The organism is Bacillus sp. FSL K6-3200 (genome assembly GCF_038630485.1).
GTDB lineage: Bacteria > Bacillota > Bacilli > Bacillales > Bacillaceae > Bacillus > Bacillus safensis.
In genome coordinates this window covers 139365-153452 of record NZ_CP152032.1, presented here as the reverse complement: position 1 = coordinate 153452, position 14088 = coordinate 139365, and the positions used below count along the sequence as shown (strand labels likewise).

Below are 14088 nucleotides of genomic sequence, written 5' to 3'. Positions count from 1 at the left end.
ATCATGATGAACCGAATGAAGAACTTGTCTTCTTGGCTTAAGAAAGAAGACATTCAAGGTGCATTTATACATACAAAGGAAAATGTGTTTTATCTATCTGGATACTTCACAGAGCCGCATGAAAGAGTGATGGGGCTGTTTGTGTTCCAAGAGGCAGAACCATTTTTTATTTTGCCTAAAATGGAAGTTGAGCAGGCAAAAAATGCAGGATGGTCCGGCGATATCATTGGATATGAAGATCATGAGAATCCATTTGATTTCATTCAATCAGCGATAGAAAAACGAGGTGTTCAAGCGGCACGTCTTGCGATTGAAAAAGAATCGATTCCGCTTCAAAGAGCAGAACAACTCCAAGCTGTCACCGGTGCAGAAACTTTCGTCCGGGCTGAAGAAAAGCTCAATCAGCTCAGACTGATTAAGGATGAATCTGAAATTGCTACACTGAAAAAAGCGGCTGAATTGGCAGATGAAGGTGTGAAAATTGGGGTTAACGCCTTAAAAGAAGGAATTACAGAAACAGAAGTGCTCGCTGTCATTGAATATGAACTAAAGAAAAAAGGCATTCAAGGCATGTCCTTTTCCACCATGGTTCTCTTTGGTGAAAAATCAGGCGAACCTCATGGAAATCCGGGGCAGGCAGCCTTAAAAAAAGGCGATTTTGTATTATTTGACCTTGGCGTCATTGTAGATGGTTATTGTTCAGACATTACAAGAACATTCATTTATCAGGAAGCTTCTGAAAAGCAAAAGGACATCTATCAAACCGTCTTAAATGCAGAAATGGCAGCACTTGAAATGAGTAAGCCAGGCGTGAGAATCGGTGATCTTGATTTAAAAGCTCGCGGACTGATCACAGAAGCAGGGTATGGTGAATATTTCCCTCATCGTCTTGGACATGGATTAGGGGTTTCTGTTCATGAATTTCCTTCTATGAGTCAGGCAAATGACGACCTTCTGCAAGAAGGTATGGTGTATACGATTGAACCAGGAATTTATGTGCCAGGAGTCGGCGGCGTAAGAATTGAAGATGATGTTCTCATTACGGCAGATGGTCCAGTCACCTTAACCAATTATCCGAAAGAGCTGACGATCATCAAGTAATGAAAAAAATCACGATGAACGTCCAGGTCTTGGAAGCGTCATCGTGATTTTTTATCACTCGTCTCGATCCTTATCAACAAAAAAATCATCAATTGATTGAAACGGTTTGATTTTATGTTCTTTTCCTAAAGGATGTAGTGCAAAACGAGCAGAAAACAAAACAGTCATACATAATATAATCCATATGATGAAACCCATCTTGAATTCCCCTTTCCATCCAGTGATTTGTTCAGCTCACATACATCTTAAAGTATGAAACGCTTACCATATCAAGAGAAAGTAGGAGAAAAAATGGCAAACATAAGGGAGATTGCGAAAAGAGCGGGCGTATCTGTGACAACCGTATCACGTGTGTTGAATGAGCATCCTTATGTTAAAGAAGAAAAAAGAGAACGTGTTCTACAAGCGATGGAAGATCTCAAGTATACGAGAAACATTCAGGCGGTCCATTTAGCGAAGGGCTATTCGAATATGCTTGGCGTTGTCCTTCCAAACATTGAACACTCTTATTTCAGCACACTCGTCACAGGTATTGCAGAGAAAGCACAGGCGCGCGGTATGCATTTTGCTTTATTTCAAACAGGATATGACCCATTAAAAGAAAAAGAAGCGTTGATGAGTTTAAAAGAACGCCGTGTGGACGGTTTAATATTTTGTTCAAATGCGTTAAGTGATAGGCACATTTTAAAGTGGCAGGAATCAGGACCGATTATATTTTGTCATCCTGCGCCGCACGATCAATGCTCAACCGTGTCGATTGCGCATGATCAAGCATTTAAGGAAGGTCTGCATCATTTGGCGGCATGCGGCCATCAACGAATTGCGATCGTTCTCGCCAGAACAGAAGGAGCGAATAGCGAGTCGCGCCTTCAGGCTTATCAAGACATGATGCAATCGCTCGGGCAGACCATTGATGAGGAATGGATCATCGAAGGGAAGTTATCCCTGTTTGATGGGAAGCAATTATTTGCAGAATGGCAGGAAATGAAAAATCGTCCTACAGCTTTATTCATCACAAATGACGAAGTTTCTGCAGGTTTTTTATTAGAGGCCAAGCGTCATGACATAAAAGTAGGAGAATCACCAGCCATACTCAGCTTTCAAAATAACCAATTGAGTGAGGCCTTAGGAATTTCCAGCATTCATATTCCCCTCAAACAAATGGGGCAGGAAGCGTTTGACTTGTTCGACCGGGCATTAAAGGGAGAGGAATCAGAAAAAAGAATGCTGCCATTTCGCCTGATTGAACGAACAACAACCGTTTTGAAAAACAATCGTTGACGCACGTTTCATCTGTTTTGTACGATAAGAGGGATTGAATAAGAAGGAGGTGGGGATGTTCATGGAATCCTTCACCGTTGATAAAGCGTTAAATAATAATGTCATCATCGCAAGACACCCTTCTTTGGGCGAAGTGGTTCTGATTGGGAAAGGGATCGGCTTCGGGAAAAAATCGGGGGATCATCTCGATCAAGACGTGTTTGAAAAGATGTTTGTGTTAAAAAACACGAAGGAACAAACAGAATATAAACAACTGCTTCATCATATTGATGAGAACATGATCGAGCTTGCCAATGACATCATTTATCATATACGAAAAAAAATGGGGCAGCGCTTGAATGAACATATTCATGTTGCACTGACTGATCATATTGCGTTTAGTTTTAAGCGGGTGCAGCAAGGCTATGATATCACGAACCCTTTTATGCTTGAGACGCAATCGTTATATCCAAAAGAATACGAGGTCGCAAAGGAAGTCGTTGAACTGATTAACGAGCGGCCAGATGTCGAAACAAAGCTGCCAGAAGGTGAAATTGGCTTTATAGCGCTCCATATTCATTCAGCTTTGACGAATCGGCCTTTATCTGAGGTGAACCGTCATTCGCAGCTTATTACGCAAATGGTCCAAGTCATCGAAGATTCATTTCATATGAAAGTAGACAGAGAAAGTATTCATTATTTACGCTTATTACGCCATATTACGTTTTCAATTGAGCGTATAAAACGGGGAGAATCATTAGAGGAGCCAGAAAAATTGCTTCATCTATTGAAAAATGAATATCCTTTATGCTACAATACTGCTTGGAAAATGATCAAAATTTTGCAGCATGCATTGAAAAAGCCTGTACAGGATGCTGAGGCCGTCTACCTGACACTTCATCTGTACAGATTGACAAATAAAATTTCATAGTTTACTTGAAACGTGTAACTGATTCGATCAGGCATGAGTGACTTAAGGTAAATACAGGATAAGATCCTGTTATTTGCGCAACCTTATATCACCATGCCTTTTTTTGCGTTTGAAAGTGAAATGTAAACGGTTAATTATGAAATGTACGTCAGGGAGCAGCCCGAATGTATGTTGTAAGCGAAAATAAAAGGAGGTTCAACCAGTGTTTAAATCACTTTTTGGTGTGTTGCAAAAAATTGGACGAGCACTCATGCTTCCAGTTGCGATCCTTCCTGCTGCCGGTATTTTACTTGCACTTGGGAATGCGATGCAAAATCCGCAGCTGATTGATGTAGCTCAATTTTTAAGCAATGATACGATTCAGCTTGTTGCAAGTGTCATGGAGAATGCGGGGAACATCGTCTTCTCGAATCTTCCGCTTTTATTTGCTGTAGGGGTTGCCATCGGTCTTGCCAATGGAGACGGAGTGGCAGGGATTGCCGCTATCATCGGTTACCTTGTCATGAACGTAACGATGAGTGCCGTATTAATGGCCAACGGATCTATTCCATCCGATTCAATCAAATTGGCTAAGTTCTTTAAGGAAAGCCATCCAGCATATGTGAATATGCTCGGCATACCGACCTTGTCTACCGGCGTTTTTGGCGGGATTATTGTCGGGGTATTAGCGGCTTATATGTTTAATAAATTTTACAAAATTGAGCTCCCGCAATATCTTGGCTTCTTTGCTGGTAAGCGTTTTGTTCCAATCGTCACTTCTATTTCAGCACTTATTTTAGGGCTTTTAATGCTAGTCATTTGGCCGCCAATCCAAGGTGCACTGAACTCATTTTCAACAGGACTGCTTGCAGCAAATGAGCCGCTGGCTGCCTTTGTATTCGGTGTCATTGAACGCTCATTAATTCCGTTTGGTCTGCACCACATATTCTATGCACCATTCTGGTATGAATTTTTTAGCTATAAGAGCTTATCAGGAGATATTATCCGTGGTGACCAGCGTATCTTCATGGCGCAAATCAAAGATGGTGTTCAGCTGACAGCTGGTACATTCATGACAGGGAAATATCCATTCATGATGTTCGGTCTTCCAGCAGCAGCTCTTGCGATTTACCATGAAGCAAAACCAAAGAATAAAAAGCTAGTAGCAGGAATTATGGGATCAGCGGCCCTTACTTCTTTCCTAACAGGGATCACTGAACCACTTGAATTCTCATTCTTGTTTGTTGCACCGATATTATTTGCGATTCACTGTGTATTTGCTGGATTATCCTTTATGATAATGGATATTCTAAACGTGAAAATCGGGATGACCTTCTCAGGAGGGTTAATCGACTTCTTCCTATTTGGTATCCTGCCGAATAGAACCGCTTGGTGGCTTGTCATTCCAGTAGGTCTCGTACTTGCAGTCATTTACTACTTCGGATTTAGATTCGCTATTCGCAAATTTAATCTGAAAACGCCAGGCCGCGAGGATGAAGCAGCAGACGGAGCAAGTGAGGCGAAGTCTGAAAAAGGTAATGACTTGCCTTATGAAATCCTTGAAGCAATGGGTGATCAAGAAAACATTAAGCACCTTGATGCTTGTATTACGCGTTTACGTGTCACTGTTAATGATCAGAAGAAAGTGGACAAAGACCGCTTGAAAAAGCTTGGCGCTTCAGGTGTTCTCGAAGTAGGGAACAACATCCAGGCAATCTTCGGTCCGCGCTCTGATAATTTAAAAACACAAATGCAAGATATCATTGCAGGCCGCACGCCTCGTCCAGCGAAAGACCCTTCTGCAAAAGAAGAAGTCAGCCAGCAGGTCGAAGAAGTCATTGCAAAGCCGCTTCAAAATGAACAAGGTGAAGAAATTTTTGCTTCACCAATTACAGGGGAGCTTCATCCAATTACAGATGTACCAGATCAAGTATTCTCAGGGAAAATGATGGGTGACGGTTTCGCTATCTTGCCAACAGATGGAACGGTGGTTTCTCCGGTAAGAGGGAAGATTTTAAATGTGTTCCCAACGAAACACGCTATTGGCCTGCAATCTGATGGTGGACTTGAAATTTTGATCCACTTCGGAATTGATACGGTCGGTCTCAAAGGAGAAGGATTTGAAGCATTTGTACAAGAGGGAGATCAAGTAGAAATCGGTCAAAAACTTTTAGAGGTTGATATTGATAAAATTAAGACTGAAGTACCATCTTTGATGACACCAATTGTATTTACCAACTTAAGTGAAGGACAATTTATTGACCTTCAAGAATCCGGTGAAATCAAAGCTGGACAAGAAAACATCATGAAAATTTCAAAATAATTTTCATAACTGCCGTTCTTGTTAGATGACAAGCTCGGCAGTATGATATAATATTGTGGATGTATTAATTGTATAAAAAGGAGATTGATAAAAATGGCTCAACAAACATTCAAAGTAACTGCAGATTCTGGAATTCACGCACGTCCTGCAACAGTTCTTGTACAAACTGCTAGTAAATATGATGCTGATATCAACTTAGAATATAATGGTAAAACAGTGAACCTGAAATCTATTATGGGTGTAATGTCTCTAGGAATTGCGAAAGGTGCTACAATCACAATCTCTGCTTCTGGTTCTGATGAAAATGATGCACTTGCTGCGCTTAAAGACACAATGAAAAGTGAAGGCCTAGGCGAGTAATGCAACAACTGAAAGGAATCGGTGCTTCAGCAGGCGTTGCGATTGCAAAAGCATATCGTCTGGAAGAACCAGATTTAACAGTTCACCAAAAAGACATCAACGATCCAGAGACAGAAGTGAAGCGTTTTGAAGAAGCAATTCATGTTTCTAAACAAGAACTTGAAGCAATTAAAGAACATGCGCTAAAAGAGCTTGGCCAAGACAAAGCAGATATCTTTTCTGCCCACCTTCTTGTGTTAAGTGATCCTGAACTGCTAAGCCCAGTAAAGGATAAAATCAAATCTGATAAAGTAAATGCTGAATTTGCTTTAAAAGAAACAGCGACAATGTTTGTCACAATGTTCGAAGCAATGGACAATGAATACATGAAGGAACGTGCAGCGGATATTCGCGACGTAACGAAACGTGTGATTGGACATTTGCTTGGCGTTGACATTCCAAACCCAAGCATGATTTCTGAAGAAGTCATCATCATTGCTGAAGATTTAACACCTTCTGATACTGCTCAGCTGAACAGACAATTTGTCAAAGGATTTGCGACAGATATCGGCGGTCGTACTTCTCACTCAGCGATCATGGCAAGATCTATGGAGATTCCAGCAGTTGTTGGGACAAAAGAAGCAACAAAAACGGTGAAAAACGATGATCTGATCATTGTGGATGGTATTACTGGAGACGTCATCATTCAGCCTTCTGAAGATGAAGTGAAAGCGTATCAAAAAAAGCATGAAGACTACTTAGCTCAAAAAGCGGAATGGGCGAAACTTGTTGACCAGCCAACGGTTACAAAAGACGGCGTTCACGTAGAGCTAGCTGCAAATATCGGAACACCTGAAGATGTAAAAGGTGTACTTGAAAATGGCGGCGAAGCAGTTGGATTGTACCGTACTGAATTTTTATACATGGGCAGAGAGCAGCTTCCTACAGAAGAAGAGCAGTTCGATGCGTATAAAACAGTTTTAGAGAAGATGGAAGGGAAAGCAGTGGTTGTCCGCACACTAGATATAGGTGGCGATAAAGAACTTCCTTACTTGCAGCTTCCAAAAGAAATGAACCCGTTCCTAGGGTATAGAGCTATTCGCCTTTGCCTGGAAGAACAGGAGATTTTCAGAACACAACTACGCGCATTACTTCGTGCAAGTACATATGGAAACTTGAAAATCATGTTCCCTATGATCGCGACGTTATCAGAATTTAGAGAAGCTAAAGCCATTTTACTTGAAGAAAAAGAAGCATTGGTTGCCGCTGGTACAGACGTTTCTGATTCCATTGAAATCGGAATGATGGTAGAAATTCCATCAACGGCTGTGATCGCAGATCAATTTGCAAAAGAAGTAGATTTCTTCAGTATTGGAACGAATGATTTGATTCAATACACAATGGCTGCTGATCGAATGAACGAACGAGTGTCTTATCTTTACCAGCCTTACAACCCAGCGATTTTACGTCTTATTACGCTTGTGATCGAAGCAGCGCATAAAGAGGGTAAATGGGTCGGCATGTGCGGTGAGATGGCAGGAGATGAAATCGCAATCCCGCTTCTACTTGGATTAGGATTAGATGAATTCTCAATGAGTGCAACATCCATTCTTCCAGCTAGAACGCAGCTAAGCAAGCTTTCTAAGGAAGAAGCGGCATCATTTAAAGAGCATATTTTATCACTTAGCACAACAGAAGAAGTGGTTGATTTCGTTAAGAAAACATTTCAACAAAACTAAGTGAATGAAAACCAGACAGGTGAAACTGTCTGGTTTTTTTGTCGAATTTTATCATATTGAGTCATATTGGGCAGTGAGAAGGGTACCCTATAATTAAAAATGGAGGTGACCAGATTGCCTTTCTCAGACTATAAACCGGGTGATCAAGTATATGTGATTTATCGAAATCCACATGCTGCAAACGTAGCACAAATTAAAGAAGCAGAAATTGTTTCACATCCATACAACGAAGAAGAGCTCGCTCTATTTTTACTTGAAACGTATCATCCACTAGCACCTGATGATGCTGTGTTTCCAACATATGAAGAAGCAGAAGCTCTTTATCAAGACTTGTTTGAATAAGGGAGATTTTAGAAAGGATAAAAGCCATCCTGTGAGGTTAAAGTAACGGTATGAAAACCTTAATGGTAAGGATGTGCTAAATATGATCAAACCTTTCGTTCCCCAGCTTGTTTACATTGAACCCCGGGCGCTAGAGTACCCGTTAGGACGAGAGCTGAAGGAAAAGTTCGAGGGTATGGGAATCGAAATAAGAGAAACGACCTCACACAACCAAGTAAGAAATATTCCGGGCAAAAATGACTTGCAAAAGTATCGTAACGCGAAGTCAACGCTTGTCATTGGTGTGAGAAAGACGTTGAAATTTGACTCGTCTAAACCATCTGCAGAGTATGCGATCCCATTTGCAACAGGATGTATGGGGCATTGTCATTATTGCTATTTGCAAACAACAATGGGAAGTAAGCCTTACATTCGAACGTACGTCAATGTAGAAGAAATATTAGATCAGGCTGAGCAGTACATGAACGAGCGAGCGCCAGATATCACAAGATTTGAAGCATCATGCACTTCAGATATCGTAGGAATTGACCATTTGACACACACACTCAAACGAGCGATTGAATACTTCGGACAGACTGACCTTGGAAAGCTTCGTTTCGTCACGAAATTCCATCATGTCGATCATCTGTTAGATGCAAAGCATAATGGCCGGACAAGATTCCGTTTTAGTATCAATGCCGATTATGTCATTAAATATTTTGAACCCGGCACATCACCGCTAGATCAGCGGATTGAAGCGGCTGTTAAGGTCGCAAAGGCAGGCTATCCTCTTGGCTTTATTATTGCCCCAATCTACATCCATGAAGGCTGGCAGGAAGGGTATAAAGTTCTTTTTGAAAAGCTTGATGCAGCTCTTCCTGAAGATGTGAGAAACGATATCACCTTTGAAATGATTCAGCATCGCTTTACAAAACCAGCAAAGCGTGTGATTCAAAAAAACTATCCGAAATCAAAATTAGAATTGGACGAAGAAAAAAGAAGATACAAATGGGGAAGATATGGAATAGGTAAATATATCTATCAAAAAGATGAGGAACAAGAACTAAGAAAGACTTTAGAGTCATATATAGATCAGTACTTTCCTTCTGCAAAAATTGAATATTTTACTTGAAACAAGCCTATATGGCTTGTTTTTTCTATTTAAATTTTTTTACAACTATTGAATGCGGTATCATTTTGCCGATATATAAATTAAGGTGTGAAAGTAGATGTAGGGGTGATGAGATGTTTAAGAAACTTCAAGTGAGAATAGCTGTTTTCATCTCAGTTATTTTAATTTTAACCGTCGTGGCCGTTCAAGTGGGTTCTAACATAGTATTAACACCACTTATTGAACGAGATGCAAAAACCACCACAGCAGCAACGGCAGAGAGCATGAGAGACATCATTGCACAAAAGCTTGATAATTACAGTGATACAATTAATAAACTGGCAACTAGTACACTTACTGAAGATTTTGCGCAAAAACAAACAAAACAAACATTAGCCTTCGAAAACGATGAACTAAAAGGCCTGCAGGAGCAGGATGAACTTATTTCACTTGCCTACATTGGAACAAGTGACGGCAAAATGTTCGCCTTCCCAGAGTCCGATTTTGGTGAAGGGTATGACCCATCTAAACGAGATTGGTTTATCCAATCAGCTGAAAAGCCTGACGAAGTCATTTGGACTGATCCATATATCGATAAAGCAACAAATGAAATGGTCGTCTCAGCTACAAAGGCGATTGTCAGAAACGGAAAGGTCGTTGGGGTCGCTGGACTTGATTTGAAATTATCCTCCATTCAATCTTATATAAAGGAACAAAAGATTCCTTATATGGGTACCGCTTTCTTAGTTGACGGCAAAGGAACCATTTTAGCACATCCAACAGAGCAAGGAAAAAACATATCAAAAGTAGCTTCTGTGAAAAAAGCGATCGACAATTCAGGTATTGATGACAGAAAAGAACTGACGGTCATATCTAAAATCAAAGAAGCTGATTGGACGATTGGTGTCAGCTTTGAGAAAAAGAAACTGCTTTGGATCACAGAACAAATGAATCAGACAAGCATCATTATTTCCGTCATTGCCATTATTCTTGCGATGATCCTCAGCTTCTTATTAGCAAGAAGTATTACAACGCCAATTAAGCGTCTAATAGAGCATGTGCGTAAGGTGGCAGAAGGCGATTTAACCAGCTCGCTTGAAGCGAAGTCCCAAGATGAAATTGGTTTCCTTACGAAAAGCTTCAATCAAATGACCGAGGGTATCAGGGAGTTAATTGAAAAAGTGAAAGGGGCTTCAGATCAAGTTGTGAAATCATCAGATGAAGTGACCCACATTTCAAATGAGACTTTGCTTTCTAGCGATCAGATTGCAACGGCCATCCAAGAGGTGGCAACAGGAGCGTCTAAGCAAGCGTCAGAAGCAGAAACGATTAATGAGAAATCAGAGCAATTGTATGAGAAAGTGCGCCATATGGGTGAGCTTGCTTCACAAATGCAAACCAACTCAAAATCATCTGAAGATGCAAGCTATAAAGGGCTTGATGCACTTGGTGTGCTCGTCCAAAAATCAGCACAAGCAAACGAAGAATCGAAAAAGGTAGAGCAAATGCTGCTAGACCTTGAGCATAAAACGAAAAATATTGAAAACGTCGTAACCGCCATCTCTGAAATCTCGGATCAAACGAATTTACTTGCACTGAATGCAAGCATTGAAGCAGCGAGAGCAGGAGAAAGCGGGCGAGGATTTGCTGTAGTTGCAGAAGAAGTGAGAAAGCTTGCTGAACAATCTGCGCAGTCAACAAAACACATTAGTGAAACCGTCAAACTCATTCAAGATGAATCGAAGAAGGCGGCTGAAGCGATGACAACAGCAAGTAAAATGAATGAGGAACAAGGTGCCGCCATCAATGCAACAGGTGAGGCACTCAGCAGCATCACAATGGAAATGCAGGCACTTGTCGGTTCAATCGACAGCATTCATACACAGATTAATGAAATGACAGAAGAACAGCAGAAGATGAGTGACTCCATTCAAAGCATTGCTGCCATTTCAGAAGAATCTGCAGCCTCAGCTGAGGAAGTGCATGCGTCTACAGATGAACAAGTTCAAGTGTTAGAAAGAACGAAAACCTCAACTGAAATGCTGAACGAATCAAGCCAGGCACTGCGTCAGGCGGTTGATCGATTTAAGGTGTAAGAGCGGAAAGGAACCTTGCGACATGAGCAAGGTTCTTTTTGTATGATAAAATAAACTAGAGGAGGTGTTGACATGGATGTCAATCTAACTGGAAAAAAAGCATTGGTAGCTGCAAGCAGTCAAGGTATCGGAAAAGCGATTGCCTTTGCTCTAGCAAAAGAGGGAGCAGATGTGATGCTCTCGGGAAGACATGAACAGAAGCTGAAAGAAACAGTCAACGAGCTTTCTCCGCTTGTCAAAGGACAGTTAGCTTATCAAGTATGTGATGTATCTGACGCCGGGCAAATCAAGGCGCTTGTTCAAGCGGCGGCTGGTGATGAGAAGTGTCTAGACATTCTTGTGAACAATACAGGCGGGCCAAAAACAGGAACGCTTGACACCTTAACAGATGAAGATTGGATCGAATCATTTCAACTTCATTTACTCAGCTATATTCGATTATTAAAAGAGGCATTGCCTTATTTGAAAAAACGCGGCGCACGTGTGTTAAATATTGCGTCAATGTCAGTGAAAGAACCGATCCCGGGCTTGATGCTGTCGAATACATTTAGACCGGCCATTGCAGGCTGGACAAAAACAGCTGCTCAGGAGTTTGCAAAGGATGGTATTTTGATCAATACGTTAGCACCTGGAAAAATTGAAACAGACCGTGTTAAACAGCTGGAAAAGCACCGCGCACAAAAAGAGCATCGAACGGTTGAAGAAATCAAAGCACAGGCTGAACGAGCGATCCCGCTTGGCCGTTACGGACAGCCAGAGGAATTTGCAGCATATGCAGCGTTTCTTTTATCAGAAGCCAATACATATATGACAGGTCAAACACTGATCATTGATGGTGGATTGACAAAGTCTCTTTAAGGAGGAACAAGTGATGGCACAAATCAAATCAGTTGGTTTTATTGGAATCGGTGTAATGGGACGCAGCATGGCAGGACATTTAATGGATGCAGGCTATGAAGTTCTCGTTTATACAAGAACGAAAGCAAAAGCAGACGCATTGATTCAAAAAGGGGCGTCATGGAAGCCGGCAGTAAAGGACATTGCAGAAAGTGCAGATGCCGTCATCACAATGGTGGGATATCCATCGGATGTAGAAGAGATCTATTTAGGTGAAGATGGGCTTGTGGCACATGCCGCGCCTGGAACATATCTCATTGATATGACGACATCGAAGCCTCAGCTTGCAAAAGAAATTGAGTTGAAAGCGAAGGAAAGAGGTGTATTTGCATTAGATGCACCTGTATCAGGCGGAGACATAGGAGCCAAAAATGGCACGCTGGCCATTATGATCGGCGGAGAAAAGTCAGCCTATGAAGCCTGTCTGCCGCTATTTGAGCAAATGGGTGAAAACATTCAATATCAAGGACCGGCAGGAAGCGGTCAGCATACAAAAATGTGTAACCAAATTGCCATCGCGGCGGGGATGGTCGGTGTCGCAGAGGCAATGGCCTATGCCGAAAAATCAGGGCTTGATCCAGAGCAGGTGCTCAAAAGTATTACAACAGGTGCAGCTGGAAGCTGGTCATTGTCAAACCTTGCACCAAGAATGCTGAAAGGCGATTTCGAGCCAGGGTTTTATGTGAAGCATTTTATCAAGGATATGGGCATTGCACTTGAAGAAGCAGAGCTGATGGGTGAAGAAATGCCAGGACTCTCACTTGCGAAGTCACTTTATGAAAAGCTGAGCGAACAGGGGGAAGAAAATAGCGGGACCCAAAGTATCTATAAATTATGGGTCAAATAAAAAACTACCCCGCCTAGCTGGGACAGTTTGTAGCTTTAAACTAACTCTCAAAACAAACTAAAAACCTGTCCAAATAGGGACAGGTTTTTTTGATATTATTTTCCGATGAATTGCTGCGTCCAGTAGTTGCCTGATTTCACATAACCAACACCGATATGTGTATAGCTTTTGTTTAAAATGTTCGCTCTGTGGCCTTCACTGTTCATCCATGCTGTCACAACTTCTTGAGGAGATCTTTGACCTTGGGCAATGTTTTCACCTGCTGATTTGTAAGTGATACCGAATTGCTTCATTTGATCAAATGGAGATCCATAAGTTGGGCTTGTATGAGAGAAATAGTTTTTATCTTTCATATCTTGAGATTTTGCGCGAGCAGATTTGCTTAATTTAGAATCAACAGAAAGTGCCTTTAAGCCTTGTTTTGCACGCTCTTTATTTGTAAGCTCAACCACTTCTTTTTCAAATGCATTTAAGCTGCTGTCAGCTTTTGATGCTGTTGTGTCTTTTTGGTCAGCTTTTGTGTTGCTGCTTGTGTTTTCTTTTGCTGGAGTGCTTGGTTTAGAAGCAGTTGGTTTTTTCACTGATTCTTGTTTTTGTTCTTGTTTTGCTTTGTTTACTTCTTTCACTACTTTTGTACCAGTAACAGGTTGACCGCTTTTGATCAGCTTGTTTAATAGAGCTTCGATCTCTTTTTGATTCGACTTGCTTAGCTTGTTTACATCTGAAGAGATATGTAATTTTGCTGCTAGTGTATGAAGATCAATGGCTTGATGCTGTACATTTATCACTTGTTTCAGGTTAAGCTCCTTCGCATCTGCTGAATGTCCTCCAGTGAACGTGATGAGTGCAGCAGCTGTCAGCGCTGAAAAAAAGAATGATTTCTTCTTCATATTGTAACTCCTCCTAAAATCTTTGTTTTGTTTTCTCACAAAAAATCATACCATGGACTTTTTGTTATAAACGTACCAGCATCCTCCATTGACAATGCCAGTTTGTCATTTTTGTTAAAGTCATAGTATGAGCCGCTTCGTATCAAAGGTTAGGGAATTCTTCCATTTAAAGAAAACGACACAAACATACCAATATTTTAAAGTGTTAGTATATTTTTTTGCAGATTAGGGATTGACAGCTTTTTTTCACTCGT

13 protein-coding genes are annotated in these 14088 nt (G+C 41.2%); 11 read left to right on the top strand and 2 right to left on the bottom strand.

The window, feature by feature from the left end; genetic code table 11:
* Positions 1 to 6: 6 nt before the first annotated feature.
* Positions 7 to 1101, top strand: a complete 1095-nt coding sequence (locus MHI60_RS00785) for a Xaa-Pro peptidase family protein (RefSeq protein ID WP_144470331.1) — start codon at positions 7 to 9, stop codon at positions 1099 to 1101.
* A 54-nt stretch (positions 1102 to 1155) separates the two neighbouring features.
* Here the strand turns inward: MHI60_RS00785 and MHI60_RS00780 are convergent, their stop codons facing one another.
* On the bottom strand, positions 1156 to 1299 hold the full coding sequence (locus MHI60_RS00780; RefSeq protein ID WP_186437321.1) for a hypothetical protein: 144 nt from the start codon (positions 1297 to 1299) through the stop codon (positions 1156 to 1158).
* Between the two features lie 93 nt (positions 1300 to 1392).
* Here MHI60_RS00780 and MHI60_RS00775 point away from each other — a divergent pair, with 93 nt between their 5' ends.
* The 10 genes from MHI60_RS00775 to MHI60_RS00730 all read left to right on the top strand — a co-directional run bounded on the left by MHI60_RS00775 (position 1393) and on the right by MHI60_RS00730 (position 12944).
* A complete protein-coding gene (locus MHI60_RS00775; RefSeq protein ID WP_144470333.1) occupies positions 1393 to 2382 on the top strand; it encodes a LacI family DNA-binding transcriptional regulator in 990 nt (329 codons plus the stop codon).
* 55 nt (positions 2383 to 2437) lie between these two features.
* Positions 2438 to 3292, top strand: a complete 855-nt coding sequence (locus MHI60_RS00770) for a transcription antiterminator (protein WP_111291323.1) — start codon at positions 2438 to 2440, stop codon at positions 3290 to 3292.
* A 202-nt stretch (positions 3293 to 3494) separates the two neighbouring features.
* Positions 3495 to 5594: a glucose-specific PTS transporter subunit IIBC gene (ptsG, locus tag MHI60_RS00765; RefSeq protein ID WP_095408349.1), complete on the top strand. Its 2100-nt coding sequence runs from the start codon at positions 3495 to 3497 to the stop codon at positions 5592 to 5594.
* Positions 5595 to 5687: 93 nt separating this feature from the next.
* The gene (locus MHI60_RS00760; protein ID WP_003211078.1) at positions 5688 to 5954 is read left to right on the top strand and encodes a phosphocarrier protein HPr; all 267 of its coding nucleotides are present in this window, start codon (positions 5688 to 5690) and stop codon (positions 5952 to 5954) included.
* On the top strand, positions 5954 to 7672 hold the full coding sequence (gene ptsP / locus MHI60_RS00755; protein ID WP_095408350.1) for a phosphoenolpyruvate--protein phosphotransferase: 1719 nt from the start codon (positions 5954 to 5956) through the stop codon (positions 7670 to 7672). Before MHI60_RS00760 ends, ptsP begins: the two co-directional genes overlap by 1 nt.
* A 99-nt stretch (positions 7673 to 7771) precedes the next feature.
* Positions 7772 to 8014: a transcriptional regulator SplA domain-containing protein gene (locus MHI60_RS00750; protein ID WP_044331928.1), complete on the top strand. Its 243-nt coding sequence runs from the start codon at positions 7772 to 7774 to the stop codon at positions 8012 to 8014.
* Positions 8015 to 8096: 82 nt separating this feature from the next.
* Entirely contained in the window at positions 8097 to 9125 is a 1029-nt protein-coding gene (gene splB, locus MHI60_RS00745; RefSeq protein ID WP_048238754.1) for a spore photoproduct lyase, read from the top strand.
* Positions 9126 to 9238: 113 nt separating this feature from the next.
* Positions 9239 to 11200, top strand: coding sequence for a methyl-accepting chemotaxis protein (locus MHI60_RS00740; RefSeq protein WP_144470335.1), 1962 nt, complete (start codon positions 9239 to 9241; stop codon positions 11198 to 11200).
* Positions 11201 to 11272: 72 nt separating this feature from the next.
* Positions 11273 to 12058 (top strand): SDR family oxidoreductase, encoded by a 786-nt coding sequence (locus tag MHI60_RS00735; protein ID WP_144470337.1) that lies wholly within the window; start codon positions 11273 to 11275, stop codon positions 12056 to 12058.
* A gap of 13 nt (positions 12059 to 12071) precedes the next feature.
* The gene (locus tag MHI60_RS00730) at positions 12072 to 12944 is read left to right on the top strand and encodes an NAD(P)-dependent oxidoreductase (protein ID WP_111291326.1); all 873 of its coding nucleotides are present in this window, start codon (positions 12072 to 12074) and stop codon (positions 12942 to 12944) included.
* Positions 12945 to 13039: 95 nt separating this feature from the next.
* Here the strand turns inward: MHI60_RS00730 and MHI60_RS00725 are convergent, their stop codons facing one another.
* Positions 13040 to 13834: a CAP domain-containing protein gene (locus tag MHI60_RS00725; protein ID WP_024424702.1), complete on the bottom strand. Its 795-nt coding sequence runs from the start codon at positions 13832 to 13834 to the stop codon at positions 13040 to 13042.
* Positions 13835 to 14088 lie beyond the last annotated feature (254 nt).